The organism is Achromobacter sp. JCM 18799 (assembly GCF_055395645.1).
Genome location: NZ_AP043866.1, coordinates 3,182,301 through 3,200,138 on the forward strand (window position 1 = coordinate 3,182,301; position 17,838 = coordinate 3,200,138).

At 67.2% G+C, this 17,838-nt stretch carries 18 protein-coding genes and 1 pseudogene; 14 read left to right on the forward strand and 5 right to left on the reverse strand.

Going from position 1 to position 17,838, the window contains the following annotated elements; all coding sequences use genetic code 11:
* Positions 1–17: 17 nt before the first annotated feature.
* The 3 genes from upp to ACZ5YA_RS14985 form a co-directional block, all read right to left on the reverse strand.
* The gene (gene upp / locus ACZ5YA_RS14975; RefSeq protein WP_054451547.1) at positions 18–656 is read right to left on the reverse strand and encodes a uracil phosphoribosyltransferase; all 639 of its coding nucleotides are present in this window, start codon (positions 654–656) and stop codon (positions 18–20) included.
* A gap of 186 nt (positions 657–842) precedes the next feature.
* A complete protein-coding gene (dacB, locus tag ACZ5YA_RS14980; RefSeq protein ID WP_464092707.1) occupies positions 843–2,291 on the reverse strand; it encodes a D-alanyl-D-alanine carboxypeptidase/D-alanyl-D-alanine endopeptidase in 1,449 nt (482 codons plus the stop codon).
* Positions 2,292–2,532: 241 nt separating this feature from the next.
* Positions 2,533–3,690 carry an ABC transporter substrate-binding protein gene (locus tag ACZ5YA_RS14985; RefSeq protein WP_059380228.1) on the reverse strand — a complete coding sequence of 386 codons (1,158 nt, stop codon included), beginning with the start codon at positions 3,688–3,690 and terminating at the stop codon, positions 2,533–2,535.
* A 236-nt stretch (positions 3,691–3,926) separates the two neighbouring features.
* On the opposite strand from ACZ5YA_RS14985, the gene ACZ5YA_RS14990 reads away from it, so the two are divergent.
* The 6 genes from ACZ5YA_RS14990 (at position 3,927) to secF (ending at position 10,508) form a co-directional block, all read left to right on the forward strand.
* A complete protein-coding gene (locus tag ACZ5YA_RS14990) occupies positions 3,927–4,742 on the forward strand; it encodes an IclR family transcriptional regulator (protein ID WP_059380229.1) in 816 nt (271 codons plus the stop codon).
* Positions 4,743–4,876: 134 nt separating this feature from the next.
* The gene (queA, locus tag ACZ5YA_RS14995) at positions 4,877–5,935 is read left to right on the forward strand and encodes a tRNA preQ1(34) S-adenosylmethionine ribosyltransferase-isomerase QueA (RefSeq protein WP_464092708.1); all 1,059 of its coding nucleotides are present in this window, start codon (positions 4,877–4,879) and stop codon (positions 5,933–5,935) included.
* Entirely contained in the window at positions 5,932–7,068 is a 1,137-nt protein-coding gene (gene tgt, locus ACZ5YA_RS15000; RefSeq protein WP_251881083.1) for a tRNA guanosine(34) transglycosylase Tgt, read from the forward strand. The genes queA and tgt overlap by 4 nt, the downstream gene beginning before the upstream one ends.
* Before the next feature lie 114 nt (positions 7,069–7,182).
* On the forward strand, positions 7,183–7,527 hold the full coding sequence (gene yajC, locus ACZ5YA_RS15005; protein ID WP_054451553.1) for a preprotein translocase subunit YajC: 345 nt from the start codon (positions 7,183–7,185) through the stop codon (positions 7,525–7,527).
* A gap of 111 nt (positions 7,528–7,638) precedes the next feature.
* Positions 7,639–9,519, forward strand: coding sequence for a protein translocase subunit SecD (gene secD, locus ACZ5YA_RS15010; protein ID WP_059380232.1), 1,881 nt, complete (start codon positions 7,639–7,641; stop codon positions 9,517–9,519).
* A gap of 53 nt (positions 9,520–9,572) precedes the next feature.
* Positions 9,573–10,508, forward strand: a complete 936-nt coding sequence (gene secF, locus ACZ5YA_RS15015) for a protein translocase subunit SecF (protein WP_054451555.1) — start codon at positions 9,573–9,575, stop codon at positions 10,506–10,508.
* 45 nt (positions 10,509–10,553) lie between these two features.
* Here the strand turns inward: secF and ACZ5YA_RS15020 are convergent, their stop codons facing one another.
* Positions 10,554–10,889 (reverse strand): hypothetical protein, encoded by a 336-nt coding sequence (locus ACZ5YA_RS15020; protein WP_124260389.1) that lies wholly within the window; start codon positions 10,887–10,889, stop codon positions 10,554–10,556.
* Positions 10,890–11,009: 120 nt separating this feature from the next.
* Here ACZ5YA_RS15020 and ACZ5YA_RS15025 point away from each other — a divergent pair, with 120 nt between their 5' ends.
* The 5 genes and pseudogenes from ACZ5YA_RS15025 to ACZ5YA_RS15045 all read left to right on the forward strand — a co-directional run bounded on the left by ACZ5YA_RS15025 (position 11,010) and on the right by ACZ5YA_RS15045 (position 13,841).
* Positions 11,010–11,324, forward strand: coding sequence for an ArsR/SmtB family transcription factor (locus ACZ5YA_RS15025; RefSeq protein ID WP_059380234.1), 315 nt, complete (start codon positions 11,010–11,012; stop codon positions 11,322–11,324).
* Positions 11,321–11,680 carry an SRPBCC family protein gene (locus tag ACZ5YA_RS15030; RefSeq protein ID WP_118933862.1) on the forward strand — a complete coding sequence of 120 codons (360 nt, stop codon included), beginning with the start codon at positions 11,321–11,323 and terminating at the stop codon, positions 11,678–11,680. The genes ACZ5YA_RS15025 and ACZ5YA_RS15030 overlap by 4 nt, the downstream gene beginning before the upstream one ends.
* 44 nt (positions 11,681–11,724) lie before the next feature.
* Positions 11,725–12,330: an ATP-dependent Clp protease proteolytic subunit gene (locus ACZ5YA_RS15035; RefSeq protein ID WP_054451559.1), complete on the forward strand. Its 606-nt coding sequence runs from the start codon at positions 11,725–11,727 to the stop codon at positions 12,328–12,330.
* A 71-nt stretch (positions 12,331–12,401) separates the two neighbouring features.
* Positions 12,402–13,080 (forward strand): annotated as a pseudogene (locus ACZ5YA_RS15040) (VOC family protein).
* A 50-nt stretch (positions 13,081–13,130) separates the two neighbouring features.
* On the forward strand, positions 13,131–13,841 hold the full coding sequence (locus tag ACZ5YA_RS15045; RefSeq protein ID WP_306635862.1) for an alanyl-tRNA editing protein: 711 nt from the start codon (positions 13,131–13,133) through the stop codon (positions 13,839–13,841).
* Between the two features lie 44 nt (positions 13,842–13,885).
* Here the strand turns inward: ACZ5YA_RS15045 and ACZ5YA_RS15050 are convergent, their stop codons facing one another.
* Positions 13,886–14,647, reverse strand: coding sequence for a phosphatase PAP2 family protein (locus tag ACZ5YA_RS15050; protein WP_251881079.1), 762 nt, complete (start codon positions 14,645–14,647; stop codon positions 13,886–13,888).
* 168 nt (positions 14,648–14,815) lie between these two features.
* Between ACZ5YA_RS15050 and miaB the strand changes: the two genes are divergently transcribed.
* The 3 genes from miaB to ybeY are packed head-to-tail and all read left to right on the forward strand — an operon-like array spanning position 14,816 to position 17,734.
* Positions 14,816–16,249: a tRNA (N6-isopentenyl adenosine(37)-C2)-methylthiotransferase MiaB gene (gene miaB, locus ACZ5YA_RS15055; RefSeq protein WP_054451562.1), complete on the forward strand. Its 1,434-nt coding sequence runs from the start codon at positions 14,816–14,818 to the stop codon at positions 16,247–16,249.
* A complete protein-coding gene (locus tag ACZ5YA_RS15060; protein WP_059380239.1) occupies positions 16,246–17,271 on the forward strand; it encodes a PhoH family protein in 1,026 nt (341 codons plus the stop codon). The genes miaB and ACZ5YA_RS15060 overlap by 4 nt, the downstream gene beginning before the upstream one ends.
* Positions 17,261–17,734, forward strand: coding sequence for an rRNA maturation RNase YbeY (gene ybeY, locus ACZ5YA_RS15065; protein ID WP_059380240.1), 474 nt, complete (start codon positions 17,261–17,263; stop codon positions 17,732–17,734). Before ACZ5YA_RS15060 ends, ybeY begins: the two co-directional genes overlap by 11 nt.
* The last annotated feature ends 104 nt before the right edge of the window (positions 17,735–17,838 follow it).

Genomic DNA, 17,838 nt, shown 5'->3' on the forward strand with positions numbered 1-17,838 from the left:
TGGCCGTACCCCGGCCGCTATTCCGTCTTCTGCGTCGTGCCGAAAATGCGGTCGCCGGCGTCGCCCAGGCCCGGCATGATGTAGCCGTGCTCGTTGAGGCCGTCGTCGATGGACGCGGTGTAGATGTGCACGTCGGGATGCTTGGCCAGAACCGTATCGATACCGACCGGCGCCGCTACCAGCACCAGGGCGCGGATTTCCTTGCAACCGGCGCGCTTGAGCAGATCAATGGCGGCGACCATGGAACCGCCGGTGGCCAGCATCGGGTCGACGATCAGGGCCAGGCGCTGGTCCAGTTCACCCACCAGGCGTTCCAGGTAGGTATGCGCTTCCAGCGTTTCTTCGTTGCGGGCCACGCCCACCACGCTGACCTTGGCGCCCGGAATCAGGCTGAGCACGCCGTCCAGCATGCCGATGCCGGCGCGCAGGATGGGCACCACGGTGACTTTCTTGCCGGCGATCTTTTCGACCTGCACCGAGCCGCACCAGCCCTCGACGGTGGCGGGCGCCAGGGGCAGGTCCTTGGACGCTTCGTACGTCAGCAGCGCACCCACTTCCTGCGACAGCTCACGGAAGCTCTTGGTGCTGAGGTCGGCGCGACGCATGATCCCGAGCTTGTGGCGGATCAGCGGATGGCGGATTTCGTGCACGGGCATGTGCGTAACTCTCCAGAGTATTGATAGACAGGGTATTCGCCTCAGGCGGAACCATGACGGCGCGGCGCGCTTTGCATCGCCCCGCCGTCGAGCCACATTTGAGGATCGTAATCGGTTTGGAAGGGAATTGTTATTGACCGCCCGCAGGATGATCCGAAGATTCGCGCCGGCGAGGCGCAGGCATGGTCATTGTTCAGCGAGCCAGGCGATCAGGGCGTCGTCGAAGGCGCGCACGGCGCCGGCCTGTTCGTGGTTGACGATGCTGACCACCACGTAGCGCTTGCCGCTGGCGCCCAGCACGTAGCCTGCGATGGAACGCACGTCGCGCAGCGACCCGGTCTTCAGGTGGGCCATGCCCAGGGTGCCATCGCCCTTGAGGCGGCGGCGCACCGTGCCATCCACCCCCGCGATCGCAAAGGATGAAATGTACTCGGGCATGACCGGCGAGTTCCAGGCCACGGTCAGCATCGACGCCAGGCTGTCGGCCGACACCCGCGCGTCGCGCGACAGGCCGGCGCCGTTGTCGATGACCAGCTCGGGCATATCCAGGCCCTGCTTGGCCAGCAGCCCCTTGGCCACGGCCTCGCTGCTGGCGACGGTGGCGGGCCGGCGGCCGCGCTCGGCGCCCAGGGTCAGCAGCAAGGTGCGCGCCATGACGTTGTTGCTGCGCTTGTTGATCTGGCGGATCGCCTCGGCCAGCGTGGGCGAATCGTGCGAGGCCAGCACCACCGCGTCAGGCGGCACCATGCCGGAACGGACCTGGCCCTTGAAAGTGCCGCCCAGCTCCTTCCAGAGCATGCGGAACACTTCGGTGGCGTAGTCGGGCTGCGACAGCGCCAGGCGGTACAGGCTGAATTCGCCGCAGGAGCCGGCCACCTTGCCATTCACGCGGATCGTGACGCCCTGCTGGGTGATCAAGGGTTCGGTCGTCACCACGGGAGGCCCGGGGCAGCGGGCATCGCTCCATTCGACGCGGCCCTCGATCTTCAGGCCCGGCAGCGGCGGATCGATCAGCGGCACCCATTTATTGGCGGCGGGGTCCGGCGTGAACAGCAGCCGCATTGCGCCAAAACCCACCATCAGGGCATCCGGGCTGGCGTTGTAGGCCCGGTCCGGGGCGCCGTCGAAAGCGCCTGGGTCGGTCGCGACCTGGCCGAAGATGCTGCGGTCGATGATCAGGTCGTTGATCTGCTTGACGCCGCGCAGGCGCAGTTCGCGCAGCAGCACCCACAGGTCCTGCAGCAGGAATTGCGGATCGCCGCCAGCCCGCAGGTATAGCGGGCCGCTCAGCACGCCCTTGGCATCGGGCCGCGCGCCGGGCGCCGTCATGAATTCGGTGCGCCAGACGTAGTTGGGTCCCAGCTCGGACAGCGCGGCCCAGGTCGTGACCAGCTTCATCACCGAGGCGGGATTGCGCGACTCCTTGGCATTCAGCGCCACCAGGCGCGGCCCGCCCACTTCCTGCACCACCAGGGACAGGGAGCTGTCGGGCAGCTTGCTGGCTTTCCAGGCGTTCACCACGTTGGGCGGCAGGCCGGGCACCTGCGCCCAGGCCGCGCCCGCCACCGCGGCCAGCAGCCCGCCGGCCAGCCATCGCTTCAGCCCGCCCCTACGCTTATATGCTTGTCCCGTCATGCCACGCCCACCCGGTTGCTCGTCCTGCAAAACCGAGAGCATACAAAACCTTGACGGGTTGCGGCGCGGAGGCCGTTTCCCCGCCGGGCCGCCCCAAGGGGAAACAGCCCCCTTGGGGGGCAGCAAGCACGCATAGCGTGCGCGGCATGGGGGGGACCTTCCTCCCGCCGGGCCGCCCCAAGGGGAAACAGCCCCCTCGGGGGGCAGCAAGCACGCATAGCGTGCGCGGCGTGGGGGCCTTCTACTTTTGAAGACGCCACTTGCCGGAAGCCACGGTCGCCATCACCAGCGCCCGCTCGTCCAGCCCGTTGTGGTCGGTGGGACTCATATTGACCACACCTGTCGCGGTGGGCAGGTTCTTGACGTTCTCCAGCGCGTCGCGCAGCGCCGCCCGGAATTCGGGCGTGCCGGGCTTGGCCGTCTTCAGCGCCACCGGGATGGCCTGCTGCAGCAGAAGGCCGACGTCCCAGGTGTAGGCGGCGAACAGGGACACGCTGCCCGCGCCGTTGGCCGCCTCATACTTCTTGGCGAAAGCCTGGGCGGTGGACTTGACGGGGTTGGTATCCGGCAGCAGGTCGGCGACCATTACCGGCCCCACCGGCACCCAGGCGCCCTCGCAGGCGTCGCCACAGACCCGCAGGAAGTCGTTGTTGGCCACGCCGTGGTTGAAATAGATCTTGCCCTTGTAGCCGCGTTCGCGCAGCGCCCGCGCCGGCATCGCGGCGGGCGTGCCGGAGGCCCCGACCACCACGGCGTCCGGCGCCGCGCCGATCACCTTCAGGGTCTGGGCCACGGCGGACGTGTCGGTGGGCGCGAAGGCTTCCTTGCCCACCACCTCGATGCCGTGCTTCTTGGCCGCCTTCTCGATTTCCACCCAGAAGGTCTCGCCCAGCGCGTTGTTGAAGCCGATGAAGGCCAGCTTCTTCACGCCATTGGCCGCCGCGTGGCGCGCGATGCCCTCGGCCATCAGCGAATCGGAGTGCGGCGTCTTGAACACCCAGCGGCGCTTGTCGTCGACCGGCTCGATCAGCCGCGCCGAAGAAGCCAGCGTGATCACCGGGGTGGCGCCGCTGGCCACCGTGTCCAGCATGGCCATGGTGTTGGGCGTGGTAGTGGACCCGACGATCAGGTCCACCTTGTTCTCCGAGATCAGCTTGTGGGAATTGCTGACGGCGCGGGTGGTGTCGGAAGCGTCGTCCAGCACCACGTACTCGACCTTGACGCCCCCGATCTCGGTGGGCAGCAGGCTGATCGTGTTGCGTTCGGGGATGCCCAGCGAGGCCTGGGGACCGGTGGTGGACAGCGTGGCGCCGATTTTCACCTGGGCCAGCGCGGGCGTGGCGCCCGCTGCCAGCAGGGCGGCCAGCGCGGCGGCCATGAGGGTACGACGAGGGGTCATGCGGAGTCTCCTTGGATACGCGGATGTCTTATGCTTTGCGCCGATCCGCTACGGCGTGGAACTCTGTTTATACGGCGGGGAACCCGGCGGGCGGGCACCTCGGGGGGCTCGTTGCGGGTTTGTCCGCACGGCCTCGCAGCGCGGCGCGGCTGCGTTCTTGCTGGTCTCCACGTTGCCAGTGACTGGCAAGCGCTGTATTTTTTAGTGATACACGTATTCTAATAAGAGACAAACTCATGTCAACAGATAGCAGCACGGGGATCCAATCAGCCGAAATCGCCCTGGACGTGCTGACCCGGCTGGCCGAACTGGGCGGCGCCCTGTCCGTGTCCGAGCTGGGCCGCAGCCTGGACATGCCGCGCGCCAAGGTGCACCGCTACCTGGTGTCTCTGGAGCGGCGCGGCTATGTGGAACAGGACGCGGCCAGCGCCCGCTACCGGCTGGGCCCGCAGGCGCTGCACACCGGACTGGCGGCGCTGGCCGAAGTGGATTTCGTGAAACTGGCGGCCGGCAGCCTGGACGGCCTGAGCGCCGCCATCGGCCAGACCGTGTTCATCGCGGTATGGGGCCAGCACGGCCCCACCATCGTGCAATGGCGCGACGCGCGACTGCCGGTGACGGTCAACGTGCGGGTGGGCTCGGTGCTGCCGCTGCTCAACAGCGCCACCGGCCGGGTCTTCGCCGCCTGGCTGCCCGAGGCCCTGGCCCTGCCGCGGGCACTGTCCGAATGGGAGGCGCTGCAGGCGCATGATCCCGAGGCCGCCCGCATGCTGGATGCGGCGGAACCGCCCGCCGATCTGGCCGCCGCGCTGCGCCGCCAGTGGCAGGCGACCCGCAAGCGCGGCTACGCCAGCGTCAGCGGCCACCTGCTGCACGGCATCAATTCGGCCTCGGTGCCGGTGCTGGATGCCCAGGGCCATCTGGCCGGCGCCATCACCAGCCTGGGACTGCACGGGGGATTCGACCTGTCGGCCGACGGCGAACCGGTGCGGGCGCTGACGGCGGCGGCGGCGGATTGCTCGCGCCGGCTGGGCTGGAGCCCGGCGCGCTGAACGCAGCCGGAGCGGCCATCCGTCCCCGGGCCGGGCAGCCCGATCCTGCGGCCGCTTTACAATACAGGGTTGCCCCGGGCCCGCCTGGCCCGTTTTCGCCCTCTTTTTGCCGCCCTTGCCGGACGGATAGCCGCGTGACCCAGCCCCTCACCGTTGCCGATTTCAATTACGAACTGCCGCCCGAGCTCATCGCCCAGGCGCCCGCCGCCGAACGCACCGGCAGCCGCCTGCTGCACCTGGACGGCGCCGGCCAGCTGCACGACCGGCAGTTCGCCGACCTGGCCTCGCTGCTGCGTCCGCAAGACCTGCTGATCTTCAACGACACCCGCGTCATCAAGGCGCGCCTGAACGGCCACAAGATCACCGGCGGCAAGATCGAAGTGCTGGTCGAACGCATCACCGAACCCGACCGCGTCCTGGCCCACGTGCGCGCCAGCAAGTCGCCCGGTCCGGGCATGGTGCTGCGCCTGGCCGACACCTTCGACGCCACCGTGCTGGGCCGCGAGGGCGAACTCTTCGACATCCGCTTTCCCGGCCCCGTGCTGGATCTGCTGGACGCGCACGGCGCGACGCCGCTGCCGCCCTACATCACGCACGAGGCCGACAGCGGCGACGACGAACGCTATCAGACCGTCTACGCGCGCGAACCCGGCGCGGTGGCCGCGCCCACCGCCGGCCTGCACTTCGACCAGCCCACGCTGGATCGCCTGGCGGCGATGGGCGTGGAACGCGCCTTCGTCACGCTGCACGTGGGCGCGGGTACCTTCCAGCCGGTGCGCGTGGACAATCTGGCCGATCACATCATGCACGCCGAATGGTTCACCGTGCCGCAAGCCACGGTCGACGCGATCGCCGCCGCCCGCAGCCGCGGCGGCCGGGTCATCGCCGTCGGCACCACCAGCGTGCGCGCCCTGGAATCCGCCGCCGCCCAGACCGAAGGGCGCACCGCCCCCGGCCTGCCGCTGGCCGCCGCCCAGGGCGACACCCGCCTCTTCATCACCCCCGGTTACCGGTACCGCGTCGTCGACGCCCTGGTCACCAACTTCCACCTGCCCCAGTCGACCCTGCTGATGCTGGTGTCGGCGCTGGCCGGCGTAGAACCGATACGCCGCGCCTACGCCCACGCCGTCGCCGAGCGCTACCGCTTCTTCAGCTATGGCGACGCCATGTTTATCGAGTCCCCCGCCCCATGACCGGACTGAATTTCGAACTGCTCGCCACCGACGGCGGCGCCCGCCGCGGCCGCATCACGCTGAACCACGGCGTGGTCGAGACGCCCATCTTCATGCCTGTCGGCACCTATGGCAGCGTCAAGGCCATGATGCCGCACGAACTGAAGGAGATCGGTTCGCAGATCGTGCTGGGCAACACCTTCCACCTGTGGCTGCGCCCAGGCACGGAAATCATGGAAAAGCACGGCGGCCTGCATGGCTTCATGCAGTGGGACAAGCCCATCCTGACCGACTCCGGCGGCTTCCAGGTGTTCAGCCTGCAAGGTATGCGCAAGATCACCGAGGAAGGCGTCAAGTTCGCTTCCCCGATCGACGGCGCGCGGCTGTTCCTGACGCCGGAAGAATCCATGCGCATCCAGCGCTCGCTGAATTCCGACATCGTCATGGTGTTCGACGAGTGCACGCCCTATGAAATCGACGGCCGCCCCGCCACCGTCGAAGAAGCGGCCCGCTCCATGCGCATGTCGCTGCGCTGGGCCCGCCGCTCGCGCGAGGAATTCGACCGCCTGCAGAACCCCAACGCCCTGTTCGGCATCGTCCAGGGCGGCATGTACGAAGCCCTGCGCGACGAGTCCCTGGCCGGGCTGCAGGACATCGGCTTCCACGGCTACGCCATCGGCGGCCTGTCGGTCGGCGAGCCCAAGGAAGACATGATGCGCATCCTGGCGCACGTCACGCCCAAGCTGCCGGCCCAGGCGCCGCGCTACCTGATGGGCGTGGGCACGCCGGAAGACCTGGTCGAAGGCGTGAGCCGCGGCGTGGACATGTTCGACTGCGTCATGCCGACCCGCAACGCCCGCAATGGCTGGCTGTTCACGCGCTTTGGCGACGTCAAGATCCGCAACGCCAAGTACCGCGACGACACCCGCCCGCTGGACCCCAGCTGCAGCTGCCATACCTGCGCGAATTTCTCGCGGGCCTACCTGCACCACCTGCAGCGCGCCAATGAAATCACCGGCGCGCGCCTGAACACCCTGCACAACCTGCATTTCTATCTGACCATCATGAAGGAAATGCGCGAAGCCATCGCCGAAGGCCGCTTCGACGCCTGGCGCGCGCAGTTCGCGGCAGACCGGGCGCGGGGGGTGGATTAGAATTTCAGGACCTATATACAATAGTCGGCTTGCCCTATCCATGGCTCGCGCGGGGATGGGCGCATAAAAACACTAGATACAAACACCCAAACAGACTAAACGCAGGAGAATTCAATGTCCGTTATCGATACCGCCAGCCTCGTCGTGGCTCAGGCCGCAGCCCCCGAGGGTAACGCGCTGATGGGCATGCTGCCCATCATCCTGATGTTCGTGATCCTCTACTTCCTGATGATCCGTCCCCAGATGAAGCGCCAGAAGGAACACCGCAACCTGATCGCCGCCCTGGCCAAGGGCGACGAAGTGGTCACCGCCGGCGGCATGCTCGGCAAGGTCACCAAGGTCAACGACAGCTACGTCACCGTCGAAGTCTCCGAACTGGCCGACAAGCCCGTCGAAGTGATCATGCAGAAGTCCTCGGTCTCGACCGTGCTGCCCAAGGGAACCATCAAGGCCCTGTAAGCGTCCCACAGGAGCCCCCATCGGGCTCCTGTTGCTTGATGGCCCTGTCGCCGCCCGCCGCGCTTGTCGCCCGGGCGGCCCTTTCATCACTTTTACATGAAGTAGCCGGCAATGAACCGCTATCCCCTTTGGAAGTACATTACGGTCCTGGTCGCGGTCATCATCGGCCTGCTGTACACGCTTCCCAACTTCTACGGCGAATCCCCGGCCGTCCAGGTTTCCAGCGCCAAGGCCACGATCAAGGTCGATCCCGCCATGCTGAGCCGGGTCGAACAGATCCTGACCGACGCCAAGATCCCCAATGAAGGGGTCTATTACGAACAGAACGGCACGCTCGGCACCGTGCGCGCCCGCTTCACGTCGACCGACCTGCAGTTGCAGGCGCGCGACCTGATCGACAAATCCCTCAACACCGTCGCCGGCGACCCCCACTACACGGTCGCGCTGAACCTGCTGCCCGCCTCGCCCGCCTGGATGCGCGCCCTGGGCTGGTTCGCGCCCAAGCCGATGTACCTGGGCCTGGACCTGCGCGGCGGCGTGCACTTCCTGCTGCAAGTGGACATGCAGGGCGCCCTGACCGCCCGCTACGACTCCCTGGCCGCCGACGTGCGCTCCGTGCTGCGCGACCAGAAGGTCAACGTGGCCGGCGTCGAACGCTCGGGCCTGGCCATTGCCGCCACCTTCGCCGACACCGACGACCGCGACCGCGCCATCTCCACCCTGCGCAGCCGCCTGCCCGACCTGGAGTTCACCGAGCGCACGGAAAACGGCAAGCCGTTGCTGATGGCCGCGCTGAACCCGGCCGCCGTCACCCGCGTGCAGGACTCCGCGCTCAAGCAGAACATCAACACGCTGCACAACCGGATCAACGAACTGGGCGTGGCCGAACCGGTCATCCAGCAGCAAGGCGCCGACCGCATCGTGGTGCAGCTGCCCGGCGTGCAGGACGTGGCCAAGGCCAAGGAACTGCTGGGCCGCACCGCCACGCTGGAAATCCGCATGGTCGACGACTCCCCCGCCGCGCAGGCCGCGCTGCTGGGCGGCAGCGTGCCTTTCGGCCTTGAACGCTACAACGACCGCGACGGCCGTCCCATCCTGGTCCGCCGCCAGGTCATCCTGACCGGCGAAAACCTGCAGGACGCCCAGCCCGGCCGCGACTCGCAGACCCAGCAGGCCGCGGTCCACCTGACGCTGGACTCCAAGGGCGCCCGCATCTTCCGCGACGTCACCCGCGACAATATCGGCAAGCGCATGGCCATCCTGCTGTTCGAAAACGGCAAGGGCGAAGTGGTCACCGCTCCGGTCATCCGCGGCGAAATCGCCGGCGGCCAGGTGCAGATCTCGGGCAGCATGAGCTCCGAAGAGGCCGCCGACACCGCGCTGCTGCTGCGCGCCGGCGCCCTGGCTGCGCCCATGTCCATCATCGAGGAACGCACCATCGGCCCGAGCCTGGGCGCGGACAACATCGCCAAGGGCTTCTACTCGACGCTGTACGGCTTCCTGGCCATCGCCGCCTTCATCATCCTGTACTACCACCTGTTCGGCGTGTTCTCCACGATCGGCCTGACCATGAACGTGCTGCTGCTGCTGGCGCTGCTGTCCATGCTGCAGGCCACGCTGACCCTGCCGGGCATCGCGGCAATCGCGCTGACGCTGGGCATGGCCATCGACTCGAACGTGCTGATCAACGAACGGATACGGGAAGAGTTGCGCGCCGGCGCCAGTCCGCAACAGGCCATCCATCATGGCTTCGAGCGCGCCTGGGGCACCATTCTCGACTCGAACCTCACCACGCTGATCGTGGGCCTGGCGCTGCTGGCCTTCGGTTCGGGCCCGATCCGGGGCTTCGCGGTGGTGCACGTGCTGGGCATCCTGACCTCGATGTTCTCGTCGGTGGTGGGCGTGCGCGCGCTGGCCAACCTCTGGTACGGCCGCAAGAAGAAGCTCACGTCGATCTCCATCGGTGAAGTCTGGAAACCGAAGACCAACTGAACATGAGCGCGGGCGGCCCGGCCGCCCGCCACAGATAAAGCCTAAGGCGAAAAATGGAATTTTTCCGTATTCACCGCACCATCCCGTTCATGCGCCACGCGCTGGTGCTGAACATCATCAGTCTCGTCACGTTCCTGGCGGCTGTTTTCTTCATCGTCACGCGCGGCTTCCACCTGTCGATCGAATTCACCGGCGGCACGGTCATGGAAGTCAACTACGCTCAGACGGCGCAGCTTGAAAACGTGCGCGGCGTGGTCTCCAAGCTGGGCTACACCGACTTCCAGGTGCAGAACTTCGGCACCTCGCACGACGTCATGATCCGCCTGCCGCTGCAGGAAGGCCAGACCTCGGCCACCCAGAGCGAAACCGTCATGGCCGCGCTGAAGACCGCCGATTCCGGCGTCGAGCTGCGCCGTGTCGAGTTCGTGGGCCCGCAAGTGGGCCAGGAGCTGCTGCACAACGGCCTGATGGCCCTGCTGGTCGTGGTCATCGGCATCATGGTCTACCTGGGCTTCCGCTTCGAATGGAAGTTCGCCGTCGCCGGCGTGATCGCCAACCTCCACGACGTGGTGATCATCCTGGGCTTCTTCGCCTTCTTCCAGTGGGAATTCTCGCTGTCGGTGCTGGCGGGCGTGCTGGCGGTGCTGGGCTACTCCGTGAACGAATCCGTGGTCATCATGGACCGGATCCGCGAAAACTTCCGCAAGTACCGCAAGGCGGACGTGCACGAAGTCATCAACAGCGCCATCACGCAGACCATCTCGCGGACCATCATCACCCACGGTTCCACGCAGATGATGGTGCTGGCCATGCTGTTCTTCGGCGGCCCCACCCTGCACTACTTCGCCATGGCCCTGACCATCGGCATCTGGTTCGGCATCTACTCGTCGGTGTTCGTGGCCGCGGCCCTGGCCATGTGGCTGGGCGTCAAGCGCGAAGACCTGGTCAAGCCGGTCAAGAAGGAAGGCGAGGAAGGCGAAGCCGCCTGATCCGTTTCCGCTTGAAGAGAAACCCGCCGCATTGCGGCGGGTTTTTTATTGCGCGGCGCTTGCCGCCTTGCGCCTGGCCAGGAACCGCAGGGCCAGACCGCCGGGAACCACGGCGAACTGGAGCAAGCCGGCGTAGAGCCAGGCCCAGGTCCAGCGGAAACGCCACGGAATGAATTCAGGCACCCCGTTGTCGTCGAAATACGGGTCATGAATGACCAGCGCCAGGCCGCCCAGATACGAAAGCACAAGACATCCCGCCACGAACAGCCACCGCCGCGTGGCCGGGGCCGTCCAACCATGACGGCGGCCGTGCACGGCGCTGGCCGCCAGGCTGATCAGCAGGCTGGCCGCGAACAAGACGGGGAATAAAAGAAAAGCCACGGCATCGCTCCCGGCTGCAGGTCCGGCGCCATTGTGCCAGCCGCGATCGCAAACGGCTCGCGGACGCGCACAGGATGCCCTCCGCTTGACCAATACATAAGTATTGACTAATGTATTGTCATGCTCGAAAACGACATCTTCAAGGCGCTGGCCGATCCGACCCGCCGCGCCATCTTCGAAAAGCTCGCCGCCGGCGGCATGAACGCCAGCGCCCTGCGCGTGGGCATGGAGATCAGCCAGCCAGCCATGTCGCAGCACCTTTCCGTGCTGCGCAAGGCGCGCCTGGTGCGCGAGGAAAAACAAGGCCGTTTCGTGAACTATGAAGTCGACCCCGACGGACTCGCGCTCATTGCCGGATGGCTGGCGAAGTACCGCGCCTACTGGCCGGCCCGCATCGAAGCCCTGAACGCCCTGCTCAAGGACATGGACCAATGAAGCCGACCGCGCCGCAAGACCCGCCCCAGGACATCGTGCTCGAATACGAACTCGACGCGCCGCCCGAAAAAGTCTGGCGCGCCATCAGCATCCCCGAATTCCGCGAACAATGGCTGCCTGGACGGGCGCTGGCCAGCGCCGAACCCGCGGACGCGACGCCAGCTGAAGAAATCCGATACCGCATGCGCGACGAGGAACCGCCTTTCCTCGAAAGCCTGGTGACCTTCCAGATCCGGCCCGTCGCCGACGGCCGCACGCTCCTGCGCATCATCCACGCGCTGGACGACGCGCGGCTGGAACGCCGCGGGCGCCTCGCCGCCAACGACGCCAGCCCCTTCCTCATGCGCGCCGCCTGAACCCGGCCCAAGCGCAAGGCAATCGCAACCCAGGAGATTCGTCCATGCAGGACGTGATGCAATACGTACCCATGGTGGTCGAGCAATCCGGCCGCGGCGAGCGGTCCTTCGACATCTATTCGCGGCTGCTGCGCGACCGCATCATCTTCCTGAACGGCGAAGTCAACGACTCGGTGTCGGCGCTGGTCTGCGCCCAGCTGCTGTTCCTGGAATCCGAGAACCCGACCAAGCCCATCCATCTCTACATCAACTCTCCTGGCGGGGTCATCACCAGCGGCCTGGCCATGTACGACACCATGCAGTTCATCACCGCGCCGGTGCACACGCTGTGCATGGGTACGGCGCGCTCCATGGGCTCGTTCCTGCTGATGGCGGGTGAACCCGGCGAACGATGCGCGCTGGCCAATGCCAGCGTGCACGTGCATCAGCCTTTGGGCGGCTTCCAGGGCCAGGCCTCGGACGTGCTCATCCACGCCGAGGAAATGCGCAGGACCAAGGACCGCGTCACGCGCGTCTACGCCCAGCACTGCGGACGCAGCTACGAAGACGTCGAGCGCACACTGGACCGCGACTGCTACATGAGCGCGGAAGAAGCGCTGGAATGGGGCTTGATAGACCGGGTGCTGAAGCGCCGGGACCTGGGCGTCTGACACTGTACCGCCGCCCCCCCGTCGCGCTGTACGGGTACGGATCCGCGCGGATTCGCTACCATAGCCGCACCATGAAACTCGTCATCGATCACCTCGTCATCGCCGCCGCGGACCTGGACAGCGGCGCCGAATACGTCGCCGGACTGCTCGGCATCGCCCCCCTCGGGCGGCGGCGCGCATCCGCGCATGGGCACCCACAACCGGGTGCTGGGCATGGCCGGCGGCATCTACCTCGAAGTCATTGCCATCGATCCGCAGGCCCCGGCGCCTGCGCGGCCGCGCTGGTTCGGGCTCGATCAGGACGCCGTCCGCGCCCGCATCGCCCAGGGCCCCTACCTGGCGCATTGGGCGGCACGGGTCGAAGCGCCGCAGGATCTGACCCGCATGCAGGCCGAGCATCCCGCGCGCATTCCGCCCGCCATCCCCATGGAGCGCGGCCATTTGCGCTGGCGGCTGACGGTGCCGGACGATGGCAGCCTGCCCGCCTGGCGCGAAGCCGGCCACGCGGCTGGCGACGGCCTGCTGCCCACGCTGATCCAGTGGGATGTGGCCGACTACCCCGGCGTCAGCCTGCCGCGCCAGGACCTCGTCCTCAAGCAACTTTCCGGCAGCCACCCGCAGGCCGGACTGCTGCGCCAGGGGCTGGCCTGGCTGGGCGCGGACCACCTGATCCAGCTGGAACAGACTGACGGCCCGCCGCGCCTGAGCGCACAGATCGAAACAGCCGACGGCCTGAAGATCCTGGCCTGACGGTCCGCCCCGCCTTGCAAAAAAACCCAGAACATCCGGAGACCCTTTACATGCATTCCACCCGCAAGCGTTTCGACGAAGACCCTTATCTGGACCGGTGCGAGGCCACCGTGATCGCGGTCAGCCCCGAGGGCGTCGAACTGGACGAGACCGTCTGCTACGCGCGCAGCGGCGGCCAGGCGGGCGACAGCGGCACGCTGACATTGGCCGACGGCCGCGCACTGACGCTCACCGACACCGTCTACGCCGAAGACCGCAAGCGCATCCTGCACGTGCTGGAAGGCGACATCGCGCCGCAAGTGGGCGAGCGCGTTTCGGTGGCCATCGACTGGCCGCGGCGCCACCGCCTCATGCGCCTGCATACCTGCCTGCACCTGCTGGGCTCGCTGGTGCCCGCGCCGGTGACCGGCTGCAATATTTCGCCCGATTCCGCCCGCATCGACTTCGACCTGCCCGAATCCACGCTGGACAAGGCCGACCTGACCGAACGCCTGAACGCCCTGATCGACGCCCGTACCGGCGTCAGCATCAACTGCATCACGCCCGAGGAACTGGCCGCGCAACCCGATCTGGTGCGCACCATCGGCGCCGCGCCCCCGACAGGCACGGCCAGCATACGCATCGTCGAGATCCCCGGCGTGGACCGCCAGCCCTGTGGCGGCACGCACGTGGCCAACACGGGCGAAATCGGCGCCGTAGCAGTCACCAAGATCGAAAAGAAAAGCCGCACGAACCGGCGCGTGGTGGTGAACTTCGCGTAAGCCGCCGCCTGAAGCCGGCTCATGGCCGGCCGCCTGGACCAGGCTTACTTCTTCCACCAGCGCCAGGGCGCACGCAGAGGCCATTGGTAGCTGGCGCCCAGCACCCGGGGCGCCAATACGTGCCCGACCAGCACCGCGATACCCGCGGCCGTCATCACGTCCGACAGATAGTGGTCCAGGTTGACCAGCCGGCTCATCGCCACCAGCGCCGCCAGCAGCAGAAAGACCCAGCGCCAGCGCGGCGCCAGGATGCCCAGCACCACCGCCACGGCAAATGCCGCATAGGTGTGGCTGGAAGGGAAGGAGTTGTACAGCTGGGCGCGGGAGAAAGACTCGCCCAGCCCGTAGATGCCCTTCTCGAAGAAGAGCTCGGGGCGCGCCCGCGCCACCGAACGCTTGAGCACCAGCACCACCAGCCCGCCGACCGCCATGGTCGACAGCATCAGCAGGCTGCCGCGCGCCATGCTGGCGTAGCTCATGCGCACCGGGTTGCGCCAGCCGCGCGTCAGCCCGACCAGGCCGATCACGTAGAAGGCCAGCGCCACGCCGATATAGGGGCCGCTTTCGCCGAGTTCGCCGATCCATTCGAAGGATTCGTTCACGCCTTCGGACACCGACTGCTTGATCCACACCGCCAACGGCAGGTCCACCCATAACGCGCAGGCGCTGGCGGCCAGCGCCAGCGCGCAGCCCAGCAGCACCCAGGTCAGAGCGGAAAACGGGTTGCGGAACTGGTCGGGCGCGGAACCGGCCGCGGCGTCGGATACGGGAGCGGCCGCCGAAGGCGTCAGGGGGTTGCTGTTCATCGGTACCGCTGTCGGGAAATGAGAAATATTCTGGGCTGTGGAATCAGCCCGGCACGCTATCGTAACGGCCTGCGCGCGCCAGACCAAGAAGCAAATTCGGGCAAGGGTTAAAATCTCGGGTTTCCTACCATTCTGCCCCCGGGATCTACACCCGTCACGGCGACCATCATGCAAGAAACCACCCTCAAGCGCGCCGACGCCGCGCCCGACGGCGCCAGCGCCGCCCTCCCCGCCGCCGACGCCGGCTCCCCCCGCAAGCTGTACATCCGCACCTTCGGCTGCCAGATGAACGAGTACGACTCGGACAAGATGGCCGACGTGCTGCGCGGCGACCAGGGCCTGGAGCTGACCGACAACCCCGAAGACGCCGACGTCATCCTCTTCAACACCTGTTCGGTGCGCGAGAAGGCGCAGGAAAAGGTCTTCTCGGACCTGGGCCGGGTGCAGCACCTGAAGAAAACCAATCCCAACCTGGTGATCGGCGTGGGCGGCTGCGTGGCCAGCCAGGAAGGCGAAGCCATCGTCAAGCGCGCGCCCTACGTGGACGTGGTGTTCGGTCCGCAGACGCTGCACCGCCTGCCGGACCTGATCAAGCGCCGCCGCGACGAAGGCCGCTCGCAGGTGGACATCAGCTTCCCCGAGATCGAAAAGTTCGACAACATGCCGCCGCCCCGCGTGGACGGCGCCACGGCGTTCGTCTCCATCATGGAAGGCTGTAGCAAGTACTGCAGCTTCTGCGTCGTGCCCTACACGCGCGGCGAGGAAGTCTCGCGCCCCTTCGAGGACGTGCTGGTGGAAGTCGCCGACCTGGCCGACCAGGGCGTGAAGGAAGTGACGCTGCTGGGCCAGAACGTCAACGCCTACCGCGGCCGCATGACGGACAGCGACGAGATCGCCGACTTCGCCATGCTGCTGGAATACGTGCACGAAATCCCGGGCATCGAGCGCATCCGCTACACCACCTCGCACCCCAAGGAAATGACCCAGCGCATGGTGGACGCCTACGCCCGCCTGCCCAAGCTGGTGTCCTTCCTGCACCTGCCGGTGCAGGCCGGCAGCGACCGCGTGCTGGCGGCCATGAAGCGCGGTTACACCACCCTGGAATTCAAGTCCGTGGTGCGCCGCCTGCGCGCCGCCCGCCCGGACCTGACGCTGTCCTCGGACTTCATCGTGGGCTTCCCCGGCGAAACCGAGGAAGACTTCGAAAAGACCATGAAGCTGATCGAGGACGTCGGTTTCGACACCTCCTTCTCGTTCGTGTATTCGCGCCGCCCGGGCACGCCCGCCGCCGACCTGCACGACGACACGCCGCAGGACGTGAAGCTGCGCCGCCTGCAGCGCCTGCAGGCGCTGATCAACGAGCAGGCGGCCACGATCGCCCGCAACATGGTCGGCACGCGCCAGCGCCTGCTGGTCGAAGGCCCCTCGCGCCGCGACCCGAACGAGCTGATGGGCCGCACCGAGAACAACCGCATCGTGAACTTCGCCGCGCCCGCGCGGCTCATCGGACAAATGGTCGACGTCATCATCACCGAAGCGCACACCAATTCGCTGCGCGCCCGGGTCGCCGACGTGGACCGCACTCCCCAAGAGGCCGAATGACCACTCCCCGCTCCCGCGCCCGTCGCAGCATGCCCATCGTCGTCACCCTGGACGGCGACAACACCCATCTGGCCAACCTCTGCGGCCCGCTGGACGAAAACCTGCGGCAGCTGGCCGACGGCATGAACGTCAAGCTCTCGCGCCGCGGCAGCCGCGTCACCATCGAAGGCGAACTGGCGGAGCTGGCCGGCCGGATACTGCGCCGCTTCCACGAGCAGGCCGTGCACCGCGCCCTGTCGGTCGACGACATCCAGCTCGGGCTGGTGGAGATCGGCGTCGGGCGGCAGGAACAGGAACTGAAGGAAGAGCAGGCCCGCGAGGCCGACCCGCTGCCCGCCCTGGACGACGAAAGCGACAGCATCGCCCTGCGCACCAAGCGCAGCGACCTGCGTCCGCGCACGCCGCGCCAGCGCGACTACCTGAACAACATCCTCAAGCACGACATCACCTTTGGCGTCGGCCCCGCCGGCACCGGCAAGACCTGGCTGGCCGTGGCCTGCGCCATCGACGCGATGGAGCGCGACACGGTGCAGCGCCTGGTGCTGACGCGTCCCGCGGTCGAAGCCGGCGAGCGCCTGGGCTTTCTGCCCGGCGACCTGGCGCAGAAGGTCGACCCGTACCTGCGCCCGCTGTACGACGCGCTGTACGACCTGATGGGCTTCGAGAAGGTGCAGCGCCTGTTCGAAAAGCAAACCATCGAAATCGCGCCGCTGGCCTATATGCGCGGCCGCACGCTCAACCATGCCTTCGTCATCCTGGACGAGGCGCAAAACACCACGCCGGAACAGATGAAGATGTTCCTGACGCGGATCGGCTTCGGCAGCAAGGCGGTCATCACCGGCGACCCGTCGCAGGTGGACCTGCCGCGCGGCCAGGATAGCGGCCTGGCGCATGCGGTGAAGGTGCTGCACGACGTGCAAGGCATCGCCACCACCCGATTCACCAGCCGAGACGTCGTGCGCCATCCCTTGGTCGCCCGCATCGTCGACGCCTACGACCGCGCCGCCGAAGATGAAGCCTGAACTGTCCCTGTCCGTGCAATACGGCGTCGAGGAAGCCCGCCTGCCCCGCTGGCGCCTGCGCCGCTGGGCCGAACGCGCGCTGGCGGGCGCGGCCGAGGACGGCCTGGTCACGTTTTCGGCCGCGGAACTGAGCCTGCGGCTGGTCGGCGCGGCCGAAGGCCGGCGCCTGAACCGCGACTTTCGCGGCCGCGACTACGCCACCAATGTGCTGACCTTCGAATACGGCGTGGATCCGCTGGGCGTTGCGCGCGGCGACATCGTCATGTGCGTGCCGGTGCTGGTGCGCGAGGCCCGCGAACAGCGCAAGGCGCTGCTGGACCACGCCGCCCACCTCACCATCCACGGCGTGCTGCACGCCCTGGGCTACGACCACATCAAGGCCCGCGACGCCAAGCGCATGGAAGCCCTGGAGACCGCCACGCTGGCCGCCATGCGCATCGCCGATCCTTACGTCGAGGCATGACACGGCACTCGGGTCAACCCTGAGAAATTGGCTGAAAATGGCGTCCAGCAAGGCGCAGATGGCGGCGGTTCCCCTCATTTTGGGGACCGTCGTTACAAATTGCA

Excerpts from the sequence above, each read along its gene's own strand:
- upp (WP_054451547.1), bottom strand. The coding sequence starts at position 656 with ATGCCCGTGCACGAAATCCGCCATCCGCTGATCCGCCACAAGCTCGGG.
- dacB (WP_464092707.1), bottom strand. The coding sequence starts at position 2,291 with ATGACGGGACAAGCATATAAGCGTAGGGGCGGGCTGAAGCGATGGCTG.
- ACZ5YA_RS14985 (WP_059380228.1), bottom strand. The coding sequence starts at position 3,690 with ATGACCCCTCGTCGTACCCTCATGGCCGCCGCGCTGGCCGCCCTGCTG.
- ACZ5YA_RS14990 (WP_059380229.1), top strand. The coding sequence starts at position 3,927 with ATGTCAACAGATAGCAGCACGGGGATCCAATCAGCCGAAATCGCCCTG.
- tgt (WP_251881083.1), top strand. The coding sequence starts at position 5,932 with ATGACCGGACTGAATTTCGAACTGCTCGCCACCGACGGCGGCGCCCGC.
- yajC (WP_054451553.1), top strand. The coding sequence starts at position 7,183 with ATGTCCGTTATCGATACCGCCAGCCTCGTCGTGGCTCAGGCCGCAGCC.
- secD (WP_059380232.1), top strand. The coding sequence starts at position 7,639 with ATGAACCGCTATCCCCTTTGGAAGTACATTACGGTCCTGGTCGCGGTC.
- secF (WP_054451555.1), top strand. The coding sequence starts at position 9,573 with ATGGAATTTTTCCGTATTCACCGCACCATCCCGTTCATGCGCCACGCG.
- ACZ5YA_RS15025 (WP_059380234.1), top strand. The coding sequence starts at position 11,010 with ATGCTCGAAAACGACATCTTCAAGGCGCTGGCCGATCCGACCCGCCGC.
- ACZ5YA_RS15030 (WP_118933862.1), top strand. The coding sequence starts at position 11,321 with ATGAAGCCGACCGCGCCGCAAGACCCGCCCCAGGACATCGTGCTCGAA.
- ACZ5YA_RS15035 (WP_054451559.1), top strand. The coding sequence starts at position 11,725 with ATGCAGGACGTGATGCAATACGTACCCATGGTGGTCGAGCAATCCGGC.
- ACZ5YA_RS15045 (WP_306635862.1), top strand. The coding sequence starts at position 13,131 with ATGCATTCCACCCGCAAGCGTTTCGACGAAGACCCTTATCTGGACCGG.
- ACZ5YA_RS15050 (WP_251881079.1), bottom strand. The coding sequence starts at position 14,647 with ATGAACAGCAACCCCCTGACGCCTTCGGCGGCCGCTCCCGTATCCGAC.
- miaB (WP_054451562.1), top strand. The coding sequence starts at position 14,816 with ATGCAAGAAACCACCCTCAAGCGCGCCGACGCCGCGCCCGACGGCGCC.
- ACZ5YA_RS15060 (WP_059380239.1), top strand. The coding sequence starts at position 16,246 with ATGACCACTCCCCGCTCCCGCGCCCGTCGCAGCATGCCCATCGTCGTC.
- ybeY (WP_059380240.1), top strand. The coding sequence starts at position 17,261 with ATGAAGCCTGAACTGTCCCTGTCCGTGCAATACGGCGTCGAGGAAGCC.